We start from the raw sequence: 22,127 nt of genomic DNA, 5'->3' as shown, positions 1-22,127 counted from the left end.
CCGTAACAACGGTCAAGTGGGGGAGCGCAGGGGGTACGGGTCGCCGGCGGGTGACCGCGGGTCACCACTCGTCGCTGGTGGGCGGCGGGGCCCACCGGGGCGTGGCGGGCGAGGCCGCTCCGTGGTCCGCCCGCCGGGGGCGGGCGGCGGCGACGGGGCCCTGGAAGCGCGCGGTGCCGTGTTCCGGAGCGGGCTCCGGTGGTGCGCCGGCCGCGGAAGGCCGGCGGGACGCCGCTGCGGGCCCCGGCCGCGGAGCCGGGGCGGAGCCGCTCCACTCGCCGGCACCCAGCACCAGCAGCGGGTCGAACATGACCACCACGCCCGCCAGCAGCAGGAAGACGGCCGGACCCAGGAGCATGGGGAGCAGCAGCGAGGAGGGCGAGTCGCCGGACCAGGTGCCGGCGCCGTTTCCGTGCACCTGGACGCTGACGGCGGCCATGGCCGTGTAGTGCATGCCGGACACCGCCACGCCCATGACCAGACTGGCGCCGAGGCTCGTCATGAAGCCGCGGACGGTGACGGCCGCCCAGAGCGCGGCGGTCGCCGCGACGACCGCGATGACGACGGACAGGACGACGGGCAGTGTGGCGTACCGGATGTCTCCGTTCATCCGCATCGCCGCCATGCCGAGGTAGTGCATCACGGCGACCCCGGTGCCGGTGATCACACCGGCGACGGCCAGCGTGACCTTGCCGGAGCCCCGGTAGCCGACGATGAACACGCCGATGCCGACCACGACGATCGCCACGGCGAGGCTCACCAGCGTGAGCCCCCTGTCGTAGCGGATCCCGGTCTCCGCGACCTGGAAGCCGAGCATGGCGATGAAGTGCATCGTCCAGATGCCGCTGCCGATCGACGCGGCGCCCAGTGCCAGCCAACCCGCCTTCCAGGACTGTTCGTCGAGCATGGACCGGACGATGCAGCGCAGCCCCAGGGCCCCTCCCAGGCATGCCGTCAGATAGGCCGCCACCGGGGTCACCGCACCGTAGCGGAACCCGTCAATCGTGCCTTGCATGCGACAACTCCCCCCAGAGCCCCGGCAGATGGTGGAGCAAGGTCTACGGGTAAGGGTGACGTAAAGGCAAGAGATTACCAGCGGTAACTGAATAGTTCTCCATTACTGGTGGTCAACGGCGGTCACATATGCGTGAGTTCCGGCCATGGGCCGTTTCCGGACGTCTCCTCTCCGACGGCACCGACGGCACCGACGGCACCGACGGCACCGACGGCACCGACGGCACCGGCGGCGTCGAGGCGGGCGGCGGCCGGGCTCGCTCAGCGGGTCAGGAGATCGACGGCGGTCCTCAGCCGTTCGAGGAAGAACTCCCGTGACGGTGCCTGGTGCTTGAGGCCGATCGAGGCGCTGATCATCGTCCGGGCGACGGCACGCGCCCTCTCGTGTCCGTTCTCCGCGGCGATCGCGTCGGTGATGAGTTCCTCGAAGCGCCGCGGCGCGGTCTCGGCCACCTCGCCGAGCAGACCGGGGTTGGCCTCGATGACCTCCGTGACCTCGCGCGCCAGCGGGCCGATGTAGCGGCCGGCCCACCGGTCGAAGGCTTCGACGAGCCGCTCCGGCAGCGGCCGTCCGGTGTCGCCCAGTACGTCTTCGACCGCCGCGATGTCGCGCTCCAGGACCTGGGTGACCGCGGCACGGAAGAGAAGCTCTTTCGAGGAGAAGAGGAAGTAGAGCCCCGGCCGGGAGATGTCGGCCGCCCGTGCCACCGCCTCCATCGAGGTCTTCCGGTAACCGAATCGCGCGAACGTGGTCATGGCGGCGTCCAGGACCGTCGTCCGCCGGCTGGTGTCGGCGCTTGCCGACGGCGGGTGGCCGGCATCAGGGCTGCTCATGGGCCGAGCATACGAGGAGTAGCCGAACTATACAATCCAAGTCTACTGTGTATAGTCCTCGCCATGGCTGAGACCGAGCTCATCTCCACACCCTTCACCGCCGCCAGCACCGCGGACGACGTGCTGCGGGGCCTCGACCTGACCGGCGTCCGCGCCATCGTGACGGGGGCTTCCTCCGGGATCGGGCTCGAGACCGCCCGCGCGCTGACCGCCGCCGGGGCGGAGGTCACCCTCGCCGTCCGGAACACGGCCGCGGGCGCCCGTGCCGCTGAGGCGATCGCGAGGTCGACCGGAAGAAGCCGGCCCCCGGTGGCCCGGCTCGACCTCGCCGACACGACGGCCGTCGCGCGGTTCGTGGACGCGTGGCGTGGCCCGCTGCACCTCCTGATCAACAACGCGGGCGTGGTCACCGGTGGCCTCGAACGGACCCGCGAGGGCTGGGAGCTGCAATTCGTGACCAACCATCTGGGCCACTTCGCCCTGGCCGTCGGCCTGCACGGCGCGCTGGCCCGGGGAGCGTCCGACCGCGCCGGCGCCCGGATCGTCTCGGTGAGTTCCACCGCGCACATGCGTTCGGGCATCGACTTCGACGACCTTCACTTCGAGCGCCGCCCCTACGATCCGCAGATCGCCTACGCCCGGTCCAAGACCGCGAACTCCCTCTTCGCCGTGGCGGCCACCCGCCGGTGGGCGGTGGACGGGATCGTCGCCAACGCCGTGAACCCCGGCGGTGTCGCGACGGGGCTGCAACGGAACTTCACGCCACAGCAGAGGCGGTCGCTCGACGCGGCCGAGGCGGCCGGCGTCTTCACCTACAAGACGGTGGAGCAGGGGGCCGCGACCGGCGTCGTCGCGGCCGTCCACCCGGCCTTCGCGCACTCCGGCGGCCATTACCTCGACGACGCGACAGAGGCCTACACCGTGCCGGACGACGCCGACCTCGCGCAGCACCCCCACGGCGTCAAGGAATGGGCGCTCGATCCCAGGGCAGCCGAGCGCCTCTGGAGAGTGTCGGCCGATCTGCTGCGTGACGGTGCTCCCGGGGTGTCGGTGCCCGGTGAGGGGTGCACCCGGTGAACACGGCAGCGGCCCGAGCGGCACGCTCCGCCGGTGACGGAACCCACGCCTGAGGAGGCCCCATGTCCAAGCCGCCCCTGCCCGCCGAGGCCCAGGACCTGCTGAGCCGGGCCAACCCGGCCGTCATGGCCACTCTGCGCCCGGACGGCGCGCCGGTCTCCACGCCCACCTGGTACCTGTGGGAGGACGGCCGGGCTCTGGTCAACCTGGACGAGGGGCGTGTCCGGCTGCGGCATCTGCGCCGCGACGCCCGCGTGACGCTCACCGTCCTCGACGGCGGCGACTGGTACACACACGTCACCCTCGTCGGCCGGGTCGTCGAGATGTACGACGACGAGGGCCTGGCCGACATCGACCGCATCGCCGCCCACTACACCGGCAAGCCCTATCCCGAACGGGCCCGCGCCCGCGTCAGCGCCTGGATCGAGGCCGAGCGCTGGCACGGCTGGGGCGCGCACCGCGACAGCGGCCGGTCCTCGGCCTGAGGGTCGGGGCGGTCCGGCACCGCCGGTGCCGGACCGCACGGCCGGCGGCGACCAGGCAGGCGGTCGATCCCCCGGCATGCGCCATCACTCGACACGCGGGTCAGCGCACCCGCACAGAGGGATAACCCTAGATTGCGTCCGGTGGGACCCTAGATTGCCCGCGCGTTGATGACATGCCACGGTCAACGCTGTCATTCTCCATTCAACTGCCACCCACCCCCCACGTTCTTCTCATCCGGCAGTGACGGCCCACCCCGCACGGCCCGTCTCGTCCCGGTCAGTACACCCGTCTGTCCGGTCTGTCATGGCCGCCCCACGCGGCCGCAGCAGTAGGAGAACGAGTGAGACGCATCCCCCGCAAGCGCACCGCTCTCGGAGCCCTGGCCTCCACCGCGGCTCTTCTCGCCGTCGGCATCCAGTCGGTCCCGGCAAGCGCTCAGTCCGCCGCTCCCCACCCCAGCCCCCTGCGCGCCGGGGGCCTGGAAGCGAAGCTGAGTCCGTCACAGCACAGCGCCCTGATCAAGAGCGCGCAGGCGAAGACCTCGGCGACCGCTCGCACCCTGGGCCTCGGCGCCAAGGAGAAGCTGGTCGTCAAGGACGTCGTCAAGGACAACGACGGCACCGTGCACACCCGTTACGAGCGCACCTACGCGGGCCTGCCCGTCCTCGGCGGCGACCTCGTGGTGCACACCCCGCCCGCCTCCCTGGCCAAGGGCACGGTGAGCACGACCTTCAACAACAAGCACACCATCAAGGTCGCCTCCACCACCGCGACCTTCGGCAAGGCGGCCGCCCGGACGAAGGCCCTCAAGACCGCCAAGGCCCTGCACGCCGAGCGGCCCACCGCCGACAGCGCCCGCAAGGTGATCTGGGCGGGCACCGGCACCCCGAAGCTCGCCTGGGAGACGGTGGTCGGCGGCCTGCAGGACGACGGCACGCCGAGCCGGCTGCACGTCGTCACCGACGCCGTCACCGGCAGGGAGCTCGGCCGGTTCCAGGACATCAAGACGGGCACGGGCAACACGCAGTACAGCGGCACGGTCACGCTGAACACCACGCTCTCCGGGTCGACGTACCAGCTCTACGACACCACGCGCGGCGGCCACAAGACGTACAGCCTCAACGGCGGCACCTCGGGCACCGGCACCCTGATGACGGACTCCGACGACGTCTGGGGGACGGGCTCGGGCTCCAACTCGCAGACGGCGGGCGCGGACGCCGCCTACGGCGCGCAGGAGACCTGGGACTTCTACAAGAACACCTTCGGGCGCAGCGGCATCAGGAACGACGGTGCGGCGGCCTACTCCCGCGTCCACTACAGCAGTGGCTACGTCAACGCCTTCTGGGACGACAGCTGCTTCTGCATGACCTACGGCGACGGCTCCGGCAACACCCACGCGCTGACCTCGCTGGACGTGGCCGGGCACGAGATGAGCCACGGCGTCACCTCGAACACCGCGGGCCTGAACTACAGCGGTGAGTCGGGCGGGCTGAACGAGGCGACCTCCGACATCTTCGGCACCGGCGTGGAGTTCTACGCCAACAACAGCAGCGACGTCGGCGACTACCTCATCGGCGAGAAGATCGACATCAACGGTGACGGCTCCCCGCTGCGCTACATGGACAAGCCGAGCAAGGACGGCGGCTCCGCGGACAGCTGGTACTCCGGCGTCGGCAACCTCGACGTGCACTACTCCTCGGGCCCGGCGAACCACATGTTCTACCTGCTCTCCGAGGGCAGCGGCACCAAGACCATCAACGGCGTGACCTACAACAGCCCGACCTCCGACGGCGTCGCCGTCACCGGCATCGGCCGGGCCGCGGCGCTGCAGATCTGGTACAAGGCGCTGACGACGTACATGACGTCCAGCACCAACTACGCCGGAGCCCGCACCGCCGCCCTGAACGCGGCCGCCGCGCTGTACGGGACCAACTCCACGCAGTACGCCGGGGTCGGCAACGCCTTCGCCGGCATCAACGTCGGCAGCCACATCACCCCGCCCTCGTCGGGCGTGACGGTCACCAACCCGGGCAGCCAGTCATCCACCGTCGGCACGGCGGTGAGCCTGCAGATCTCGGCCAGCAGCACCAACGGCGGCTCCCTGAGCTATTCCGCGAGCGGACTGCCCACGGGCCTGTCGATCAACAGCTCCACCGGCGTGATCTCCGGTACGCCGACGACGGCCGGCACCTACAGCACCACCGTCACCGCGAAGGACAGCACCGGCGCCACCGGCACCGCCTCGTTCAGCTGGACGGTCAGCACCTCGGGCGGCGGCACCTGCACCGCGGCGCAGCTGCTCGCCGACCCCGGCTTCGAGTCGGGCGGCACCGGCTGGAGCGCGACCAGCGGCGTCATCACCAACGACACCGGTGAGGCCGCCCACGGCGGTTCGTACTACGCCTGGCTCGACGGCTACGGCACCACCCACACCGACACCCTCTCGCAGTCGGTGACCGTCCCGGCCGGCTGCACGGCCACCCTCACCTTCTACCTGCACATCGACTCCTCGGAGACCACCAGCAGCACCGCCTACGACAAGCTGACGGTCACCGCCGGATCCAAGACCCTGGCGACGTACTCCAACCTCGACGCCGCCTCCGGCTACACCCACAAGTCCTTCGACCTGTCCTCGTACGCGGGCTCGACCGTCACCCTGAAGTTCAGCGGTGCCGAGGACTCCTCCCTGCAGACCAGCTTCGTCGTCGACGACACCGCCGTCACGACCGGCTGACCACCGTCCCACCCGGCAAGGGCCTCACCCCGCGGCGCGCGGGGTGAGGCCCTTCGGCGTCCGCCGGGGCGGGAGACCAGCGGGGTGGTGCGGACGAAGCCGGCGCACGGGGTGCGTGAAAGGGGGCCGCGCCGAAGGCTGCTCGAGGCAGGAAGCGGTTCAGAAGGTCCGCTGCAGAAGGTCGAGCAGGGCCGCCCAGTGCCGTTCGTCGGCCTCCTTGTCGTAGGCGGCCGTGTCCGCCTGCGTGTACCCGTGCTGCGCGCCCGGGTAGACCTCGCAGCGGTGGCGGACGCCCGCCGCCGTCAGGGTCTCCTCCAGCAGCCGCTGCTGCTCGGGCGGCATGGAGCCGTCCTGGTCGGCATGTGCGAAGTACAGCTCCGCGGTGACGTCCTTCGCCACCAGGTGCGGGCTGTCCGGCGCGTCCGTGGCGAGCCGGCCGCCGTGGAAGCCGGCCGCGGCGGCGACCCGGTCCGGGTAGGTGCCGGCGGTGAACAGGGCGAGCCGCGCTCCCATGCAGTAGCCGGTCACCGCGACCGGGCCGTCCGCCGCCGAGGGGGAGCCGGCCAGCCACTGCAGGTACGCGCCCGCGTCCCGCACGGCGAGGTCGGGGGTGAACGACCGCATCACCGGGGCGATCTGCTCCCAGATCTGCGGCCGCGCCGCGGGGTCGATGAACTCGGGCAGGTCGAAGACCGGGGTACGGCCGTGCCGGTAGAAGACGTTCGGCACCAGCACCGTGTAACCGGCCCCGGCCAGCCGGTCGGCCATCGACCTCAGATGCGGTCGCAGCCCGAACGCGTCCTGGTAGAGCAGCACGGCGGGGTGCGGGAGGCCGTCGGCGGGATGGGCGAGATAGGCGTCGGCGACGCCGTCCGCGGTGGTGATGTCAACGGCTGTTCCCTGTACGGAGGTCATGGGGGGACCACCTCTCTGCGCACGTTCGGCAAGCGGCTGTCGCGGGCCCGGCGGGCCGGGCCCGGCCAATCGTTGCACGTGCCACACACCGGGCCGCCGTGGCCCCTGCCTCCGTCGCGACCGCTCACTCGAAGCGCGTGACGTCCCCGGCCCCCCGCCGTACGACCTCGGCCTCGCCGCCGGAGAAGTCGATGACGGTCGTCGGTTCGGTGCCGCAGTCGCCGGAGTCCACCACCGCGTCCAGCACGTGGTCGAGGCGGTCCTTGATCTCCCAGCCCTGGGTCATCGGCTCCTCCTCGTCCGGCAGCAGCAGGGTGCTCGACAGCAGGGGCTCCCCGAGCTCGGTGAGCAGGGCCTGGGTGACGACGTGGTCGGGGATGCGCACCCCGACCGTCTTCTTCCTGGGGTGCTGCAGCATGCGCGGCACCTCCCTCGTCGCCGGCAGGATGAAGGTGTAACTGCCGGGCGTCGAGGCCTTGATCGCGCGGAAGACGTCGTTGTCGACCCGTACGAACTGACCGAGCTGTGCGAAGTCCTGGCACACGAGGGTGAAGTGGTGCCGACTGTCCAGCCGGCGGATGGACCGGATCCGCTCGATGCCGTCCCGGCTGCCCAGCCGGCAGCCCAGTGCGTAACAGGAGTCCGTGGGGTACGCGATGAGGGCGCCCGCGCGGATGCTCTGCGCGATCTGGGAGATGGCACGAGGCTGGGGGTTGTCGGGGTGCACGTCGAAGTACTTCGCCATCCGCCGAGCTTATGCGGTCCCGACCTTGGCGACGAACGCGTCGACGTTCGCCACGGTCCGCCGGATCTTCTCCTCCAGGGTGATCGTCTCGTGCAGCCGCGCCCCCACGCCCGCGTCCCGCTTGCCCCGCACGTACAGCGAGCAGGCGAGGTCGGCGCAGATGTAGACGCCGACCGAGTTGCCCTGCTGGCCGGCCCGGCCCGCCTTCGGCGCGACCATCAGGCGGACGCCGCCGGAGTGGGTGGTCAGGCACATCGAGCACATGCTGCGCCGCTGCTGCCCGACGGCGGAGGCCGAGGCGCGCAGCACGACGGCCTTCGGACGGCCGTCGTGCCCCGGGGTGACGAGATAGGCGCGGTCGGGCGCCTGTGGATCGCGCCAGCCGAGGTAGTCCAGGTCCTCCCAGGGCCGGTCGGCCAGGTCGCGCGGCACGGACAGGCGCTTGGCCTCGCCCTTGGAGCAGTTGATGAAGGCGGCGCGGATCTCACGCTCGGTCAGTGGTTCCATAAGCCCACGCTAATTTGCCTAAACTCTTTAGGCAAACCAATAATGGCTTCTGGTGACGGAGAGGGAGGTCGTGGTGCGCGCAGGGCTGACCACGCAGCGGGTCGTGCGGGCGGGTGCGGAGCTGGCGGACGAGATGGGCTTCGAGCAGGTGACCGTCTCCGAGCTCGCCCGGCGCTTCGACGTGAAGGTGGCGAGTCTGTACTCGCACGTGCAGGGCTCCCGGGACCTCAGGACCAGGATCGCGCTGTTCGCCCTGGAGGAACTCGCCGGCCGCGCCGCCGACGCCCTCGCGGGCCGGGCCGGCCGGGACGCCCTGACCGCCTACGCCGATGCCTACCGCGACTACGCCCGGGAACACCCCGGCCGCGCGGCCGCGGCCCGGATGCGGCTCGACCCCGAGACCGCGGCCGCCAGCGCGGGCGTCCGGCACGCGCAGATGGTCCGCGCCGTCCTGCGCGGCTACGACCTGGCGGAACCGGACCAGACACACGCCGTGCGGCTGCTGGGCAGCGTCTTCCACGGCTTCGTCAGTCTCGAGGAGAGCGGCGGCTTCAGCCACAGTGCCCCCGGCTCCGAGGAGAGCTGGAGACGCGTCCTGGACGCCCTCGACGCCCTGCTGCGCAACTGGCCCGCCGACCCCACCCGCTGAACAGGAGGCAGGAGGAACATGCCCACCACGTACGACTGGATCACCACGCCCATCACCGCGGGCCTGCTGCGCGGCGCCCTCGACGCGGAGCACACCGAGCGCGGCGTGCTGCCGCACCGGCTCCCGCCCTGGGCCCGCGCCCAGTGCCACGATCCCCAGCTGGCGATGGCGGAGTCGCAGCCCTCCGGGGTACGGCTCGTCCTCCGTACCCGCGCGACGGCCCTCGAACTGGACACCCTGCCCACCAAGCGCCTCTACGTCGGCGCCCCGCCCCGTCCCGACGGCGTGTACGAACTCCTCGTCGACGGCCGCCCGGCGGGCCGGGGCAGTGTCAGCGGCGGCGACACCGTGACCGTCGACATGACGGCCGGAACCGCCGAACTCCGCTCCGGTCCCGTGGGCACCCTGCGCTTCACCGGCCTGCCCGAGGGGGAGAAGGACGTCGAGATCTGGCTGCCGCACGACGAGACCACCGAGCTGGTCGCCCTGCGCGCCGACGCGCCCGTGGAGCCCGCCCCGCCGGGCGACCGCAAGGTGTGGCTGCACCACGGCAGCTCGATCAGCCACGGTTCCGACGCCGCGGGCCCCACCGCCACCTGGCCCGCGCTCGCCGCCTCCCTCGGCGGCGTGGAACTGATCAACCTGGGGCTGGCCGGCAGCGCCCTGCTCGATCCGTTCACCGCCCGCACCCTGCGCGACACGCCCGCCGACCTGATCAGCGTCAAGATCGGCATCAACCTCGTCAACACCGACCTCATGCGGCTGCGCGCCTTCACGCCCGCCGTCCACGGCTTCCTCGACACCGTCCGCGAAGGCCATCCCACCACACCGCTGCTGGTCGTCTCGCCCATCCTGTGCCCCATGCACGAGGACACGCCCGGTCCGACCGTCCTGGATTTCAGCACCCTGAGCGACGGCCGGCTGCGGTTCCACGCCATGGGCGACCCGGCCGAACGGGCCGACGGAAAACTGACCCTGGGCGTGATCCGGGACGAGCTGGAGCGCATCGTGGCACAGCGGGCGGCCGACGACCCGAACCTGCACCACCTCGACGGCCGCGACCTGTACGGCGAATCCGACGCCGCCGAGCTGCCGCTGCCCGACGGCCTCCACCCGGACGCCGCCACCCACCTGCGCATCGGCGAGCGCTTCGCCGGGCGGGTCTTCACCCCGGAGGGCGCCTTCGGCGATCCGGGCAGCTGAGACGTTCGCGGCGTCCCGCCCCTCGCCGTACGAAAGCCGTACTCGTGTCACCCCGGGCAGACGTGAGGTAACGTCCCCGACCGACGTGCCGAGGTCGGTGCGACGGATCGCGATGGACGAGGAGAAGGCCGAGATGGCTGGCCGAGAGGACGGGGGCCGCGCCGCGCGGGTGACGGACGCCGAAGGCCCGGGGTGGGAGCTGGAGCTGCTCGACCACCTGCGGCCGACCGGGCGGGACGTGCGCCGGGTCGTCACCTGGCTCGCCCGGGCGGTGGACGGGACGGCCTGCCTCCGGGACGACACCGGCCGGGTCCTCGCCGGTACGCCGGCGCCGCTGGACGACGGCCTCGTCGCGGACCTCGCCTCCGGCCGCATCGCCTCCGCGGCCTGGCACGACGCGGGGCTGCACGTGCGGCTGGTCGGAGTGCGGCTGCCGCGACCCGCCGCGGCCGGAGTGCTGTCCGTCTCCCGCACGGCCCCCTTCGACCGGCGGGCCTCCGACATCGTGACCCACACCGCGCAGGTGGTCGAACTCCTGCTCAGCGCACGCGAGTCGACGGCGGCCGGTCGGCGGCTGCGGCGCGCGACGTCCGATCTCCGCCTGGCCATCCTGCAACTGCTGATGGTCGAGGACACCGTCTCCGCCCGCCGCGTCGCCGCGGGCCTGTGGCCCGGTCTGCTCGACACCGACACCGCCTGCGTCTACGTCCTGGAGGGCAGCGCCGAGGAACGTGACCGCATCGCCGAGGAGTGCCTGACCGCGACGGCCGAGCAGGCGCTGGTCGTGCGCTGCCCCGCGGTGGACGCCCACGTCATCGTCGTCGCCCCCCGCGACGGGGCGGCCACCGCGCTCAGGCTGGTGGTCGGCCGCCGTCCGGACACCTTCCTGGGCGGCAGCGCCCCGCAGAGCCTCGTCCGCACCGCGACCGCGTACGGGCAGGCCGTCAGCGCACTCGCCGTCGCCCGCTTCCGGCCCGACCAGCAGGCCGTCTACGCCGAGCGCACCCATCCCGAGCGTCTGATGGACCCGGCCGAGCTGCGGGCCTGGACGGCCAACGTGCTGCGCCCGCTCGACGCCCTGGCGCACCACACGCGCGCCGAACTGCTCGCCACCACCCGGCTGGGCCTGGAGTTCACCGCGGTGAACACGGCCAAGGTCCTCGGCGTCAGCCGCAACACCGTACGTGCCCGCATGGAACGCGTGGAGAGCCTGCTGCACGCGGACTTCTCCGACCTCACCGCACGCGCCGTCGTCCACCTGGCGCTCAACTCGCGGGTCGGCCTGGCGGAGGAGGAACCCGCGACCCGTCCCGCCGGGACGGCCGGTTCCGGCCTCACCGGCCTGCTGGCCGGCCCGGCCCTGCGCACCTGGGCCCGTGACCTGCTCGGCCGCCTGGAGACGGACGCCCGCCATCTGCGCCGCTCCCTGCGCACCTGGATCGCCGCCGGAGGCAACGCGGAGCGTGCGGCGCAGCTTCTGGGCGTCCACGCGCAGACGGTGCGCGAACACGTGCGCAGCGCGGAGCCCGTCCTCGAGCGCCAGCTGCTCGCCTCCGGAAGCGATCTGTACGAGGTCGTCCTCGCTCATCTGGCCCTCGGCGAACTCGACCGGCCCGCGTTCGACCGGACGAACTAGGACCTTCCGGACTCACTTGTGCACAGGTGAGCCCCGGGGGCGCCGCAGCGGGCATGGACGCGGTTCACAAGGCATCCGCTCGGCACGTAAGTTCGACGGGCCGCGGGGGCACGACCGGAACGGGGGACCGGTCGCGCCCCCTTGCGGTTCTACGCCCGTAGCCGCACGGGCACCGCGCCCGCCGGCCGCGCACGACGAACGACGGCATCTGCCGCGACTCGTCCACGCCGACCGCCGCTCTGACCGGCCGCGGCCCGTGGCCACCGCTCGGAGCACAGTACATACCGTCGTCGGCCCTCCGCGTACGACTGAGCGAGATCTCGGCGTGAAACCGCCCCCGGCCCGCGGCCGCTGGCGCGACGCCGGCCGAATGCGCGGCGTGGGACGGGTACCCGGGCAGTCCCCGGAACCACTACCGCCTGAAGGAGGCACGGATGACCAGCAGCTCGGAGACCGGAGGCGTGACCGGTACGAAGGACAAGGACTACAACCTCATCTGGTACGTGGAGGCGTGCCTGAACAACGCCCTGCGCCTGGAGAGCTACATCCAGGACGCGGAGCGTGAGAAGGACACCGAGGTGGCCGATCTCTTCCGCAAGGCCCAGGCGGACAGCCGCAAGGGTGCGGAACTGGGCAAGGAGCTCCTGCGCGCGCGGATGAACGGCGGCTGACACCGGACCGCCCCCGAGGCCCGGGCCCCCTGCGTGACGCACGGGGCCCGGCGTGATGCAGGGGGCCGGACGTGACGCACGGAGCCCGGCGCAATGCACGGGGCCGGTCGCCCGTAGGCCGCCGTAGGCCGCGGGAGGGTCACCTGACGGACGTGCCGACGCCCGGACGCGCACGCGCACGGCCGGACCGCCGCGCTCGACCGGCTCCCGGCCGCGGCCGGCGGGTGAGGCCCTCGCGGAGCCCGTCGGTCAGCGGCTCATCCTGGCCCTGACGCCGCCGGCCGCCGCGGCGGGGCGTGCCGTGGCCCGCACGGACCGGCGCACCAGACGCGCCTCGCGCCGCAGGTCGTGCGCGGCATGCCGGCTCCGCCACGCGAGCGAGGGTGCGCCGCCGGTGTCGTCGGCGGCGATCAGCAGACCGCCGAGCATCGACAGGTTCTTCAGGAAGTGGATCTTCTGCTGGGCGCGCTCGTCGGGATCCTCCACCTCCCAGAACCGGTGCGCCGCGACGGTGGTCGGCACGAGCGTGGCCGCCATGGCCAGGGCGGCCGGCCGCGGCAGCCGCCCGCCGGCCAGCAGCAGACCCGCCACCACCTGTACGGCCCCGCTGAGCCGTACGGCCTGCTCGGTGCTGTCCGGCAGCGGGCCGACCCGCTCGGTGACCGGCTGCACGACCGGCTCCGCCACGGGGGCGACCTGGCCGGGAGCGCGCACCGAGTTGATTCCGCCGGCGACGAACATGGAAGCCAGCATCGGCCGGCCGACGAGTCGCAGGAGACTCATGACCCTCTCCTCGGGTGTGGGGTGTGTGCGGGAACCCACCGGGTTCCCGGGGCGCTGTGGTCGATGCCACGTCGTCCGGCGAGGTGAGGGCATGTTCCTCGGCCGGGCCGGGAGCTACCGTCGGTGCGCAGTCCCTGTTCACTCTCACGCGGTACGGACGACCTCGCAGTGCTCTCAGACCTCTCCCCGCTCATCGCGGCGACCGCCCGATGGCTGACGTGCGCCTACCCCCCGGCCGGTGGAGCCCTGGCCTCCGCCCTGTGCGACGTGCAGGCCCGCCAGGCCGTCACCGTCGCGGCCTGGCTGCGCTACCCGACGCAGGTGGACGCGGCCCTCGTCGGCATCGCCGGGCCCGGAGGGTCCGCCCGGCTCGACTGGGTCGCGGGCCTCGACGACCCCGCCCACCGGGACGCGGACGCCCACGCCTGGCGCACCTGGGTCGACGAGGTCGTGGCGAGCTGGGCCGCCTGTCTGCTGACCGACCCGGAGCTGGCCGCCCTCGCCGTGGCAGCGGTCGGCGGGAGCGATCACTCGGCCGGCACGCCCGTCGCGTTCCGGCGCCTGGTCGCGCCGGACGACACCGACCGGCGGGCGGCGGCGCTGCTGCGCCACCCCGACCTGCTGGCCCCCGTGACCGCGCTGCACCAGGACCAGCTCGTGATGCTGCTCGGGACAGGACCGGCGCTCACCGCCTGACGCGGCGCGGAGCGGCCGCCCGTGGGGGCTGGAGGAAGCCGCCCCGCCGGGGGTGACCCCCGGCCCTCCACAGGCCCGCACGGACTCCCGTCGTCCTCTCGCCGTCCTGTCCGCGGTCAGTCGTGCTTGCCGCGCCCGCTGAGCGCGTCGCGCATCCGGTCGACCATTCCCGCTCCCGGCGCCAGCAGCTTGTTGGCCGGAGGCTGGTCGGGAGCGGAGGGGTGCGGCCGGGTCGGCGCCGTCTTCTTGGCCTGGCGGACCTTGTCGCCCAGGCTGTCGAGCGCCTCCGGCGTGCACGCCGCACGCAACTGGGGGAAGAGGCTGCCCTCCTCGTCGGCCACATGCGAGCGGATCTCGGTCATCAGCCGGCCCATGAGCCGGTCGAACTCGGCGTCGCCCGCCTCGCAGCCCTCCAGATCCTTCATGATCTGCTCGGCCTTGGAGTGGTCCTCGATCTCCCTGTCCGCGATGGCGTCGCCGTCGGCCAGGTGCTCCCGGACCGCCGGGTACAGGTACTGCTCCTCGGCCACCGAGTGCCGGACCAGCTCGATCGTGGCCTGGTCGGCGTACACCTTGCGGTCCTGGTGGCCGGGCGGCAGCGCCTCGATGCGACCGAAGAGCTCCTCGACCTCCCGATGGTCGGTCGTGAGCTCGTCGATGACGTTCCCACCGTGTCCCATGCCTTTCACCTCCAGGCAGAAAGTGGCGGTTCCCGGTCCGGATCCGCCGCGGGCCCCCGAGTGCCCCCGCGGCCCGCGGGCTAACGCTCCTCCGGCCGGAGTACGGCTGCTCGTGACGGGTGTGGGACGCCGCCTTGTTGGAACTCGGCGCAACAGCACCGCCGTACGGGGCAGCTCGTGGGCGGCAGGACGGAGTGACAGCTCGGGAGGCCGGTGTGGCAGACGCGGTGGATGAGGCGGTCGCGAGCGTGGGCGCCGAGGTGGCCCTCCGGGCGGAACGGCTGTGGCAGGTCGCTCAGGCCCTGCACCGCGATCCCGAGTACGCCTTCGAGGAGCACCGGGCGGTGCGGCTGCTGACCGGGGAGCTCGAACGCGAGGGGTTCACCGTCGAGCGCGACCTCGCGGGCATGCCGACGGCCTTCGCCGCGCGCGCGGGAGCCGTGGCCCGGCCCGCGGTGGCCCTTCTGCTGGAGTACGACGCCCTGCCCGGCCTCGGCCACGCCTGCGGCCACAACCTGATCGCCGCGGCCGGTCTCGGCGCCGCGCTCGCGGCGCGGGCCGTGCTGGGGGAGGGCGCGGGGGCCGTCTGGGCCGTCGGGACACCCGCCGAGGAGGGCGGCGGGGGCAAGGTCGCCGAGACCGAGGCGGGCGTCTTCGACGACGTCGACGCCGCGCTGATGTTCCATCCCGGGGTGCACAACTGGCGCTGGGCGCCCCTGACCGCACAGACGCAGTACTGCGTCGGCTTCCACGGCCGCGCCGCGCACCCCACCGGCAACCCCGCCGACGGCATCGACGCCCTCGCGGCCCTCATCCAGCTGTTCAACACCCTCGCCGTCGTCGGCCGCCGCCTGCCGGAGGCCTCGCACATCCAGGGCATCGTCTCCGAGGGCGGCCGGGCGACGAACGTCGTCCCCGAGTACGCGGAAGGGGTCTTCGGCCTGCGCGCCCTGACGACCGACGCCCTCGAGGAACTGGCACAGGAGCTGCTGACCTGTGCGCACGGGGTGGCCCGGGCCACCGGCACCACCGTCACCTTCGGCCGCGCCACCCCGCGCTACGAGCACTTCCGCGACAACGACGTGCTGTCCGGACGGTTCGCCCACCACCTGGAGCGCGCCGGCATCCACCTGACGCCCCCGGCACCGGGCGTCTACCTCGGCTCCTCCGACATCGGCAACGTCAGCGGACGCGTCCCCGCCATCCACCCCTTCGTCGCGATCATGGACCCGCACGGCTCCGACCACACCACGGAGTTCGCCGCGGCGGCCTCCTCGGACCGCGCCCGGGAGGTGCTGCTCGCGTCGACGCGGGCGCTCGCGTGCACGGCGGTCGAACTGGTGCTGTCGGCGCGTCTGCGCGAGCACGCCTGGCAGGAGCACGGGGGCGGGGTGCGGGCCGGGGTGTGGTGACGGCGGGACCCGAGGGGCGCGCCGCTCCGGCGGCCGTGCCCCGGTCAGGGCCGGGGCACGGCCGCCGGCTCCTGCTCAGGGCGGGTCCGCGAAGGCGCTGTTCGCGCACGTCCGAGGGCGGCACCGGCGTCCCGGGCGGCCAGGTGGCGTCCGGGGGTACGGGAAAGGGCCCGCGCGGCGCGCGGACCCTTCACCGGGTGCGGCGATCGGGCTCACGAACGGGGCCGCTCGAAGGTGAGCAGCAGGCCCTCCACCGCCCCGGGACCGACACGGCCCTTGACGTCGGCCGAGGTGATCGCCTTCAGGCCCCAGCCGTCCTCGGCGTGCTTGTTGAGGACCTTCTCCAGCTTGTCGCTGTCCAGTGCGTCACCGATCAGCGACTCCCTGAACGTGACCACCTTGTACTCGTACATGACTGCGGTGTCCTCCTGTGCGATGGGCCGGAACGGGCGGCGGTGCGAGGAACAGCCAACCACGGCACCGGGGCCGCCGACACACCGGCGGTGGGTCAGCAGGCGCTGCTCCCGGTCGTCCGCTCGCCGCCGGACCCGGTCGGGGCCGACGGCCATTGCGCCAGCGACAGCATCCGCGTCACACGGTGGATGAGGTAGCCGGCCAGCGGCAACTCGACGAACAGCGCGAGCGCCGCGGACAGCCAGACCTCCGGGGTGCCGAAGGCGAGCGACACGTCGAACCAGGCGTCGCCGATCAGCAGCACCGCCGTCGCGAGTCCGGACAGGATGACCGCTCGGTGCCGCAGCCAGCCGAAGAGCGTGGTCGCGGCCATCGCGACCAGCAGCAGGACGTCGAAGCCCACCCAGGCGACGCGCCAGTGGTGGACCTTGTAGCCGGAGGGCAGCGACAGTGCGAGCAGGACGGTCCACGGTACGAGGGCGACGGCGCAGACCGTCAGCACCTCCAGGGTGTGCCTGCGGTGCCGGCGTATGCGCTCCAGCAGCTCGGGCGGCGGAGCCGGTGCGGCCTCTTCGAGCTCGTCGACCTGCGTGTCGCTCACGTCGCCTGCTCCGTTCTCGTCCGTGAAGGGGCGTCTCAGGCCCCGGTTCCCCGTTCCCTTAGTGACAAGCCTTCGGCCGCCGGCATTCCCGGCGGTGCGCTCACCGCGGCCGTCCCGCGGGGCGGCGGCTCCGGGATCCTGGGCGCGGGCGGGGGACACGGGGCCCGGAAGGGGCGGTCCACCTCGCCGTTCGTGCCGGTCATGGCGGACCTGGCGGCTCCGGCGCCCGTGCCGGCGGCCGGCGGGATCACGGACGGCCGCGGGGTGGCCGCCGCCCTGGCGCCGTCCGCCGCCGGAGCGCTTCTCGGCACCCGCTTCCAGGCCACGCGTGAGGCACTGGTCGACCCCGCGGCCGCCGAGGCGAGCGTCGCCGCGGGCAGGACACGGAACGCGGCCCCGTGCTGGACATCGCCCGGGAATCCCGGTGGCCGCCGCGCCGCGCCGCGCCGCACGGCACGCACGCTCCCGCATCCCTTCCCCGACGGGTGGAGGGGGCCCGGAGGCCGTATTCGCCGCCGGCCCCGTGCCCGGCGGGACTACCGCGAGGGTGTGGCGAGCGGCGACCTCCCGTCGCTTCCGGTGCGGGCGGGGGAGGGCGCCGGCCTCACCGACGACCTGCCGTACGCCGCCGGTCTCGTCGGCGTGCTCCCGGAACGGGCGGCGCGGGCGCCGGCGCGGGCCGGTTGGCAGTGACCGGGCGGCGCGGCCGGACCGGTGACGCCAGCGGGCCCCGCGTCCCGTACCTCGCCATCGGCGAGGGGGCGGGACGCGGGGCCCGGGTGCCGCTCCTGCCTGCGCGGAGACGGCGAAGTGGTCGAAGGGAAGGGGGAGCCGGGGCTCAGCCCGGTCCGCCGCCGGTCAACCGTGGCAGATCAGGACGATGAGGCCGTCGCAGTCGTCGCCGTCGTCGTCCCAGTCGCCGTGACCGCGGTGAGCGGCGCGGTCGTCGTGGCCGCGGGCGTGGGTCCGGGCCGTGGCGTCGTGCGGGGAGGGCGGCGCGGCCATCGCGGGCGCCGCGGTAACCGCGAGTGCCGCGCAGGCGAGGCTCAGGGCGGCACCCGCCGCGAATATTCGGGGCATGCGGGAGCCGGTCTTCTCGGAGGGGCGGGGGCAGCTGGAGTCGAGCTGTGCAGTGTTCATGCAGTCACCGTGCCTGCCCCGGCGGCCGATTTCGCGCCGAGCGGAGCCGACCGGGTGAGAGGCCCGCGACCCGCCGATCGCCTGATCGGCCCCTGCCGGGGGCCGGGCCGACGGCGGGTCAGAGGCCCGGATCGGCGGCCCGGTTGTCCCGGTTCCCCGAGTGCGTCCTCACGATGCCGCGTTGCCGCGGGGCTGCGCCTTGTCGCGGACGTCACCGGCCGGGGCCGGCCGGTCCTGGTGCGGATCCTCGTGCGCGGCCCGGTGGCTGCCGCGCAGGGCCGAGGCGACCGCGGAGATCAGCGCCATGCCGGCGGCCACGCCGAACACGATGGCCAGGCCGTGGTGGAACGGCCCGGACACCAGCCGCGGGAAGAACGTGTGGCCGGTCAGCGCCGCCCGCTGGGCCGCGCTCACGTGGTGCAGGGCACCGTCGGACGCCAGCAGGTGCTCGATGGGGTTGTTGCCGAGGAACGTGGCGAACAGCGTGCTCACCGGCGGCAGCGAGGCGGCGTGCTCGGCCGCGCCGGCCGGCACGCCGTGTGCCTGGAGCCCGCTGCTCAGCGTCCCGGGCAGCGAGGAGGCGAGCCCGGAGACCATCAGCGAGAAGAACACGCCGATGGACAGGGCGGTACCGGAGTTCTGGAACGTCGAGCGCATGCCCGACGCGACGCCCCGGTACCCGGGCCGCACGCTTCCCATGATCGAGGACGTGTTGGGCGCGGAGAACATGCCCTGCCCCAGCCCGTTGAGCAGCAGCAGGGCCGCGAAGAGGCCGTAGCCGAAGTCGACCGGCAGGGCGAGCAGGCCCAGGAACGAGGCCGCCACGACCACCAGTCCGGCCGTGGAGAACAGACGGGCGCCGAACCGGTCCGACAGGAAGCCCGAGACGGGGCCCGCGATCAGGAAGCCGACCGTGAGCGGCAGCATGAAGACGCCGGCCCACAGCGGGGTGTCCTCGAACGCGTAGCCGTGCAGCGGCAGCCAGATGCCCTGGAGCCAGATGATGAGCATGAACTGCAGGCCGCCGCGCGCGATCGCGGTCAGCAGCGCGGCCAGGTTGCCCGCGGCGAAGGCGCGCACCTTGAACAGCGCGAGGTTGAACATGGGCTCGGCGACGCGTGTCTCGACGTAGCAGAAGAGCAGCAGCAGGCCGGCGCCGCCGAACAGGCCGGTGAGGACCCAGGGGTTGCCCCAGCCGGTGGCGCTGCCGCCGTAGGGCTGGATGCCGTAGGTGATACCCGCCAGCAGGACGCCGGCGCCCACCGCGAAGGTGAGGTTGCCCAGCCAGTCGACGCGGCCGGGCCGGCCCGCCGCGGTCTCGCGGAGGCTGAGGTAGGACCAGATCGTGCCGGTGACGCTGATCGGGACGCTGACCCAGAAGACGGCGCGCCAGTCGACCACTGCGAGCAGACCGCCCGCGAGCAGGCCGAGGAACTGGCCGGCGAGCGCGGTGATCTGATTGATGCCCAGCGCCATGCCGCGCTGCCGGGCGGGGAAGGCGTCGGTGAGGATGGCGGCGGAGTTGGCGGTCAGCATCGAGCCGCCGAAGGCCTGCACGATGCGCCAGACGATCAGCCACAGGGCCCCCGCGCCCGCCCGGAAGGGGTCCAGGGACAGGGCGACGGAGGCACACGCGAAGATCAGGAAGCCGAGGTTGTAGATCCGCACCCGGCCGAACATGTCGCCGAGCCGGCCGAGGACGACGACCAGCACGGCCGAGACCAGCAGATAGCCCAGGATCATCCAGAGCAGATAGCCGATGTTGCCCGGGGCGAGCGGGTCGAGGCCGATGCCGCGGAAGATCGCGGGCAGCGAGATGATCACGATGGAGGCGTCCATCGTGGCTATCAGCACCCCGAGCGTCGTGTTCGACAGCGCGACCCACTTGTAGCCCGGCCCGACCGGGGTGTCCTTCCCGCGGGCCGGGCGCAGGGCGCTGAACGCGAACGGCCCGGTCACAGCCGCTCCGCCAGCCGGTCCAGCAGCGGAAGGGCCGCCGCGAGCGCGGCGCGCTCGGCCGCGGTGAACTCCTCGAGGACGGCCCCGAGCCGGTGGACCGACTCCGAGCGGCGTTCGGCGAGCATGGCGCGCCCTTCGTCGGTGACCGCCACGATGCTGCGCCGCCGGTCCGCCGGGTCGGGGCTGCGGCGGACGAGTCCGCGCTGTTCCAGCAGCGTCAGCGTGCTCGCCATCGCCTGCGGGCGGACCCGCTCCGTCTCGGCGAGCGACGTGGGCGTGTCGGGGCCCTCGCCGCTGAGGCGGGCGAGCACCGACACACCGGAGAGGGACACGTCCCCCACGGCGTGGGCCTGGCGGAGCCGCCTCGTGACGCGGCCCATCGCGAGCCTCAGGTCCGACGCGAGTCGCGTGGTGTCGCCCGGGTCGCCGGTCTCGGCGCGGCCTGTGCCGCTGTGCACCTTCATGGGTGCTCAGTCTAGGTTTATCAGTTGGGACTGCTCAATCAATTGTTAGTAAACGCGCCGGCCGACGGCTCGCCCGGCCCGGGTGCCGGGCGGGCCCGCGGGGGCCCACCGGCCCCGTTCCGGTGGGCCCCGGCGGCCGGCCGCACCGAGCGGCGCCTGCGTCGCAAGGCGCCGCCGCAAGCGGAGCGCGGCCTTGATCAGTTCGCGCGGACGCGCCGTCCCAGCAGCGCCACACCGGCCAGCAGGACGAGCACCACCGCCGTGAACCAGGTCATCGCCCCGGCCGTCGAGGTGTACCGGCTGGCGACGCCGAGGCCGACGGGCAGCAGCGCCAGGCCGAGGTAGGAGACCAGGAAGAGGCCGGCGAGCGCCTCGCCGCGGCGGGCCGGGGCCGCCATGGCCGCGACGGAGCCCACGGCGGACTTGAAGAGCATCCCGGCACCGGCGCCGGCGACGACACCGGCGAGCACGAACACGGCGAGGCTCGCGGTGCGCACGCCCGCAGCGAGCACGGCCACTCCGGCGGCCTGGGCGAGCAGCCCGGCGTTGCGGCGTGAGCGGGGGGTCAGCCGGCCGGTCAGCACCTGCGCCGCCGCGGCCGCGCCGAACACCACGAAGACGATCAGTCCGGCCAGGGCCCGGGACGGGTGGTGCAGGGTGCCGCCGACGAAGCCGGGGACCAGGGAGGTGAACAGGCCGAAGACCGCCAGCGAGGCGAAGCCGGCGGCACTCGCGGCGAGGTACCCGGCCCGGTCGCCGTGGTCGGTGCTCACCCGCTGCGGCCGGTAGGCGGGCCGGGTGGCGGGCTTGTGGACCGTCTCCGGGGTCAGCGCGACCGCGGCCACACCGAGCAGCAGCGCCACGCCGACGACCGCGTAGGGCAGGCGCAGCGGCGCGCCGAGGTACTGGGCCAGCAGGCCGGCCACCAGCGGGCCGAGGCCGAGGCCGCCGATGTTCGCCGCCGTCGAGACGATCTCGAAGCGCTGCGGCGAGCCGTCCGGCCGGTGCGCGCTGTGCAGGTCGTGCAGATGCGCGGTGGCGGTCGCGGTGAGCATCCCGACACCGAGCCCGGTGACCAGTCGCGCGACGAGCAGCACCGGCAGCGACGGCACGGCCAGGAACAGCGCGGCGGCGACGAGCTCAAGCACCAGCGCCGCGGTCAGTACCTTCTTGCGGCCGAGCCAGTCCGAGACGTGCCCGGCGAGCAGCAGGCTGGCGAGGACGCCGACCGCGTAGACCGCGAACACGACCGTCACGGTGAATGTCGAGAAGCCGTCGTGCGCCTGGTAGAGCGGGTACAGGGGGGTCGGCACCGTGGAGAACGCCATGGCCGTGACGAACACCGCCGCGATCGTCCAGAATCCGGCCCCGTGGGCGCGCCCCGAGCGGCGGGTGGCCGGCCCGGCACCGGCGTCGCCGCGTGCGTGGCGGGTGGCCGAGGACATCGACATCTGAGCACTCCGATCGGTGGACGCTGACTCCGGCGGCTCCAGGGCCGCGTACCCCT

General features: G+C 73.2%; 23 protein-coding genes. 10 read left to right on the top strand and 13 right to left on the bottom strand.

Annotated features, from left to right (window positions below; translation table 11 throughout):
- Positions 1 to 61: 61 nt before the first annotated feature.
- Positions 62 to 1,015, bottom strand: coding sequence for an MHYT domain-containing protein (locus ACJ9NR_RS01905; protein WP_412490137.1), 954 nt, complete (start codon positions 1,013 to 1,015; stop codon positions 62 to 64).
- A 260-nt stretch (positions 1,016 to 1,275) separates the two neighbouring features.
- Entirely contained in the window at positions 1,276 to 1,848 is a 573-nt protein-coding gene (locus ACJ9NR_RS01900; protein WP_412490138.1) for a TetR/AcrR family transcriptional regulator, read from the bottom strand.
- A gap of 63 nt (positions 1,849 to 1,911) precedes the next feature.
- Between ACJ9NR_RS01900 and ACJ9NR_RS01895 the strand changes: the two genes are divergently transcribed.
- The 3 genes from ACJ9NR_RS01895 to ACJ9NR_RS01885 all read left to right on the top strand — a co-directional run bounded on the left by ACJ9NR_RS01895 (position 1,912) and on the right by ACJ9NR_RS01885 (position 6,145).
- Positions 1,912 to 2,925 (top strand): SDR family NAD(P)-dependent oxidoreductase, encoded by a 1,014-nt coding sequence (locus tag ACJ9NR_RS01895; protein ID WP_412490139.1) that lies wholly within the window; start codon positions 1,912 to 1,914, stop codon positions 2,923 to 2,925.
- 62 nt (positions 2,926 to 2,987) lie between these two features.
- Positions 2,988 to 3,410, top strand: coding sequence for a PPOX class F420-dependent oxidoreductase (locus tag ACJ9NR_RS01890; protein WP_412490140.1), 423 nt, complete (start codon positions 2,988 to 2,990; stop codon positions 3,408 to 3,410).
- Between the two features lie 341 nt (positions 3,411 to 3,751).
- A complete protein-coding gene (locus ACJ9NR_RS01885) occupies positions 3,752 to 6,145 on the top strand; it encodes a M4 family metallopeptidase (protein ID WP_412490141.1) in 2,394 nt (797 codons plus the stop codon).
- Between the two features lie 159 nt (positions 6,146 to 6,304).
- On the opposite strand, the gene ACJ9NR_RS01880 is transcribed toward ACJ9NR_RS01885, so the two are convergent.
- From ACJ9NR_RS01880 to ACJ9NR_RS01870, 3 genes are all read right to left on the bottom strand, one after another.
- Positions 6,305 to 7,060 carry a dienelactone hydrolase family protein gene (locus ACJ9NR_RS01880; protein ID WP_412490143.1) on the bottom strand — a complete coding sequence of 252 codons (756 nt, stop codon included), beginning with the start codon at positions 7,058 to 7,060 and terminating at the stop codon, positions 6,305 to 6,307.
- A gap of 124 nt (positions 7,061 to 7,184) precedes the next feature.
- The gene (locus ACJ9NR_RS01875; protein ID WP_412490144.1) at positions 7,185 to 7,805 is read right to left on the bottom strand and encodes an L-threonylcarbamoyladenylate synthase; all 621 of its coding nucleotides are present in this window, start codon (positions 7,803 to 7,805) and stop codon (positions 7,185 to 7,187) included.
- Positions 7,806 to 7,814: 9 nt separating this feature from the next.
- Complete coding sequence (locus ACJ9NR_RS01870) at positions 7,815 to 8,312, bottom strand: FBP domain-containing protein (RefSeq protein WP_412490145.1); 498 nt, start codon at positions 8,310 to 8,312, stop codon at positions 7,815 to 7,817.
- 70 nt (positions 8,313 to 8,382) lie between these two features.
- Between ACJ9NR_RS01870 and ACJ9NR_RS01865 the strand changes: the two genes are divergently transcribed.
- The 4 genes from ACJ9NR_RS01865 to ACJ9NR_RS01850 all read left to right on the top strand — a co-directional run bounded on the left by ACJ9NR_RS01865 (position 8,383) and on the right by ACJ9NR_RS01850 (position 12,471).
- On the top strand, positions 8,383 to 8,961 hold the full coding sequence (locus ACJ9NR_RS01865) for a TetR/AcrR family transcriptional regulator (RefSeq protein ID WP_412490535.1): 579 nt from the start codon (positions 8,383 to 8,385) through the stop codon (positions 8,959 to 8,961).
- Between the two features lie 18 nt (positions 8,962 to 8,979).
- Positions 8,980 to 10,164 (top strand): GDSL-type esterase/lipase family protein, encoded by a 1,185-nt coding sequence (locus ACJ9NR_RS01860; RefSeq protein ID WP_412490146.1) that lies wholly within the window; start codon positions 8,980 to 8,982, stop codon positions 10,162 to 10,164.
- Positions 10,165 to 10,297: 133 nt separating this feature from the next.
- Positions 10,298 to 11,800, top strand: coding sequence for a helix-turn-helix domain-containing protein (locus ACJ9NR_RS01855; protein WP_412490147.1), 1,503 nt, complete (start codon positions 10,298 to 10,300; stop codon positions 11,798 to 11,800).
- A 434-nt stretch (positions 11,801 to 12,234) separates the two neighbouring features.
- Positions 12,235 to 12,471, top strand: coding sequence for a hypothetical protein (locus ACJ9NR_RS01850; protein WP_412490148.1), 237 nt, complete (start codon positions 12,235 to 12,237; stop codon positions 12,469 to 12,471).
- 249 nt (positions 12,472 to 12,720) lie between these two features.
- Here ACJ9NR_RS01850 and ACJ9NR_RS01845 read toward each other — a convergent pair whose 3' ends face one another.
- Entirely contained in the window at positions 12,721 to 13,254 is a 534-nt protein-coding gene (locus ACJ9NR_RS01845; protein ID WP_412490149.1) for a DoxX family protein, read from the bottom strand.
- Between the two features lie 168 nt (positions 13,255 to 13,422).
- On the opposite strand from ACJ9NR_RS01845, the gene ACJ9NR_RS01840 reads away from it, so the two are divergent.
- Positions 13,423 to 13,950, top strand: coding sequence for a hypothetical protein (locus ACJ9NR_RS01840; RefSeq protein ID WP_412490150.1), 528 nt, complete (start codon positions 13,423 to 13,425; stop codon positions 13,948 to 13,950).
- Between the two features lie 116 nt (positions 13,951 to 14,066).
- Here ACJ9NR_RS01840 and ACJ9NR_RS01835 read toward each other — a convergent pair whose 3' ends face one another.
- A complete protein-coding gene (locus ACJ9NR_RS01835; RefSeq protein ID WP_412490151.1) occupies positions 14,067 to 14,630 on the bottom strand; it encodes a hemerythrin domain-containing protein in 564 nt (187 codons plus the stop codon).
- A 215-nt stretch (positions 14,631 to 14,845) separates the two neighbouring features.
- On the opposite strand from ACJ9NR_RS01835, the gene ACJ9NR_RS01830 reads away from it, so the two are divergent.
- Entirely contained in the window at positions 14,846 to 16,042 is a 1,197-nt protein-coding gene (locus ACJ9NR_RS01830) for an amidohydrolase (protein WP_412490152.1), read from the top strand.
- A gap of 212 nt (positions 16,043 to 16,254) precedes the next feature.
- On the opposite strand, the gene ACJ9NR_RS01825 is transcribed toward ACJ9NR_RS01830, so the two are convergent.
- Together ACJ9NR_RS01825 and ACJ9NR_RS01820 are read right to left on the bottom strand one after the other, a co-directional pair.
- Positions 16,255 to 16,455, bottom strand: coding sequence for a DUF4177 domain-containing protein (locus ACJ9NR_RS01825; protein ID WP_412490153.1), 201 nt, complete (start codon positions 16,453 to 16,455; stop codon positions 16,255 to 16,257).
- Positions 16,456 to 16,550: 95 nt separating this feature from the next.
- Positions 16,551 to 17,057, bottom strand: coding sequence for a hypothetical protein (locus ACJ9NR_RS01820; RefSeq protein ID WP_412490154.1), 507 nt, complete (start codon positions 17,055 to 17,057; stop codon positions 16,551 to 16,553).
- Here ACJ9NR_RS01820 and ACJ9NR_RS01815 point away from each other — a divergent pair.
- Complete coding sequence (locus ACJ9NR_RS01815) at positions 16,968 to 17,750, top strand: nitronate monooxygenase (protein ID WP_412512674.1); 783 nt, start codon at positions 16,968 to 16,970, stop codon at positions 17,748 to 17,750. The two genes, ACJ9NR_RS01820 and ACJ9NR_RS01815, sit on opposite strands and share 90 nt — an antisense overlap.
- Before the next feature lie 165 nt (positions 17,751 to 17,915).
- Here the strand turns inward: ACJ9NR_RS01815 and ACJ9NR_RS01810 are convergent, their stop codons facing one another.
- The 4 genes from ACJ9NR_RS01810 to ACJ9NR_RS01795 form a co-directional block, all read right to left on the bottom strand.
- Positions 17,916 to 18,137 carry a hypothetical protein gene (locus tag ACJ9NR_RS01810; protein WP_412490157.1) on the bottom strand — a complete coding sequence of 74 codons (222 nt, stop codon included), beginning with the start codon at positions 18,135 to 18,137 and terminating at the stop codon, positions 17,916 to 17,918.
- 228 nt (positions 18,138 to 18,365) lie between these two features.
- Positions 18,366 to 20,156 (bottom strand): MFS transporter, encoded by a 1,791-nt coding sequence (locus ACJ9NR_RS01805; RefSeq protein ID WP_412490158.1) that lies wholly within the window; start codon positions 20,154 to 20,156, stop codon positions 18,366 to 18,368.
- Entirely contained in the window at positions 20,153 to 20,620 is a 468-nt protein-coding gene (locus ACJ9NR_RS01800; protein ID WP_412490159.1) for a MarR family winged helix-turn-helix transcriptional regulator, read from the bottom strand. Before ACJ9NR_RS01800 ends, ACJ9NR_RS01805 begins: the two co-directional genes overlap by 4 nt.
- A gap of 197 nt (positions 20,621 to 20,817) precedes the next feature.
- Positions 20,818 to 22,071, bottom strand: a complete 1,254-nt coding sequence (locus tag ACJ9NR_RS01795; RefSeq protein WP_412490160.1) for an MFS transporter — start codon at positions 22,069 to 22,071, stop codon at positions 20,818 to 20,820.
- Positions 22,072 to 22,127: the final 56 nt, after the last annotated feature.

Origin of the sequence: Streptomyces sediminimaris, from assembly GCF_047049295.1 — a bacterium.
In the GTDB taxonomy this organism is placed as follows: domain Bacteria; phylum Actinomycetota; class Actinomycetes; order Streptomycetales; family Streptomycetaceae; genus Streptomyces; species Streptomyces sediminimaris.
Note: the sequence above shows the minus strand (reverse complement) of the source record. Positions and strands in the feature narration are given on the sequence as shown.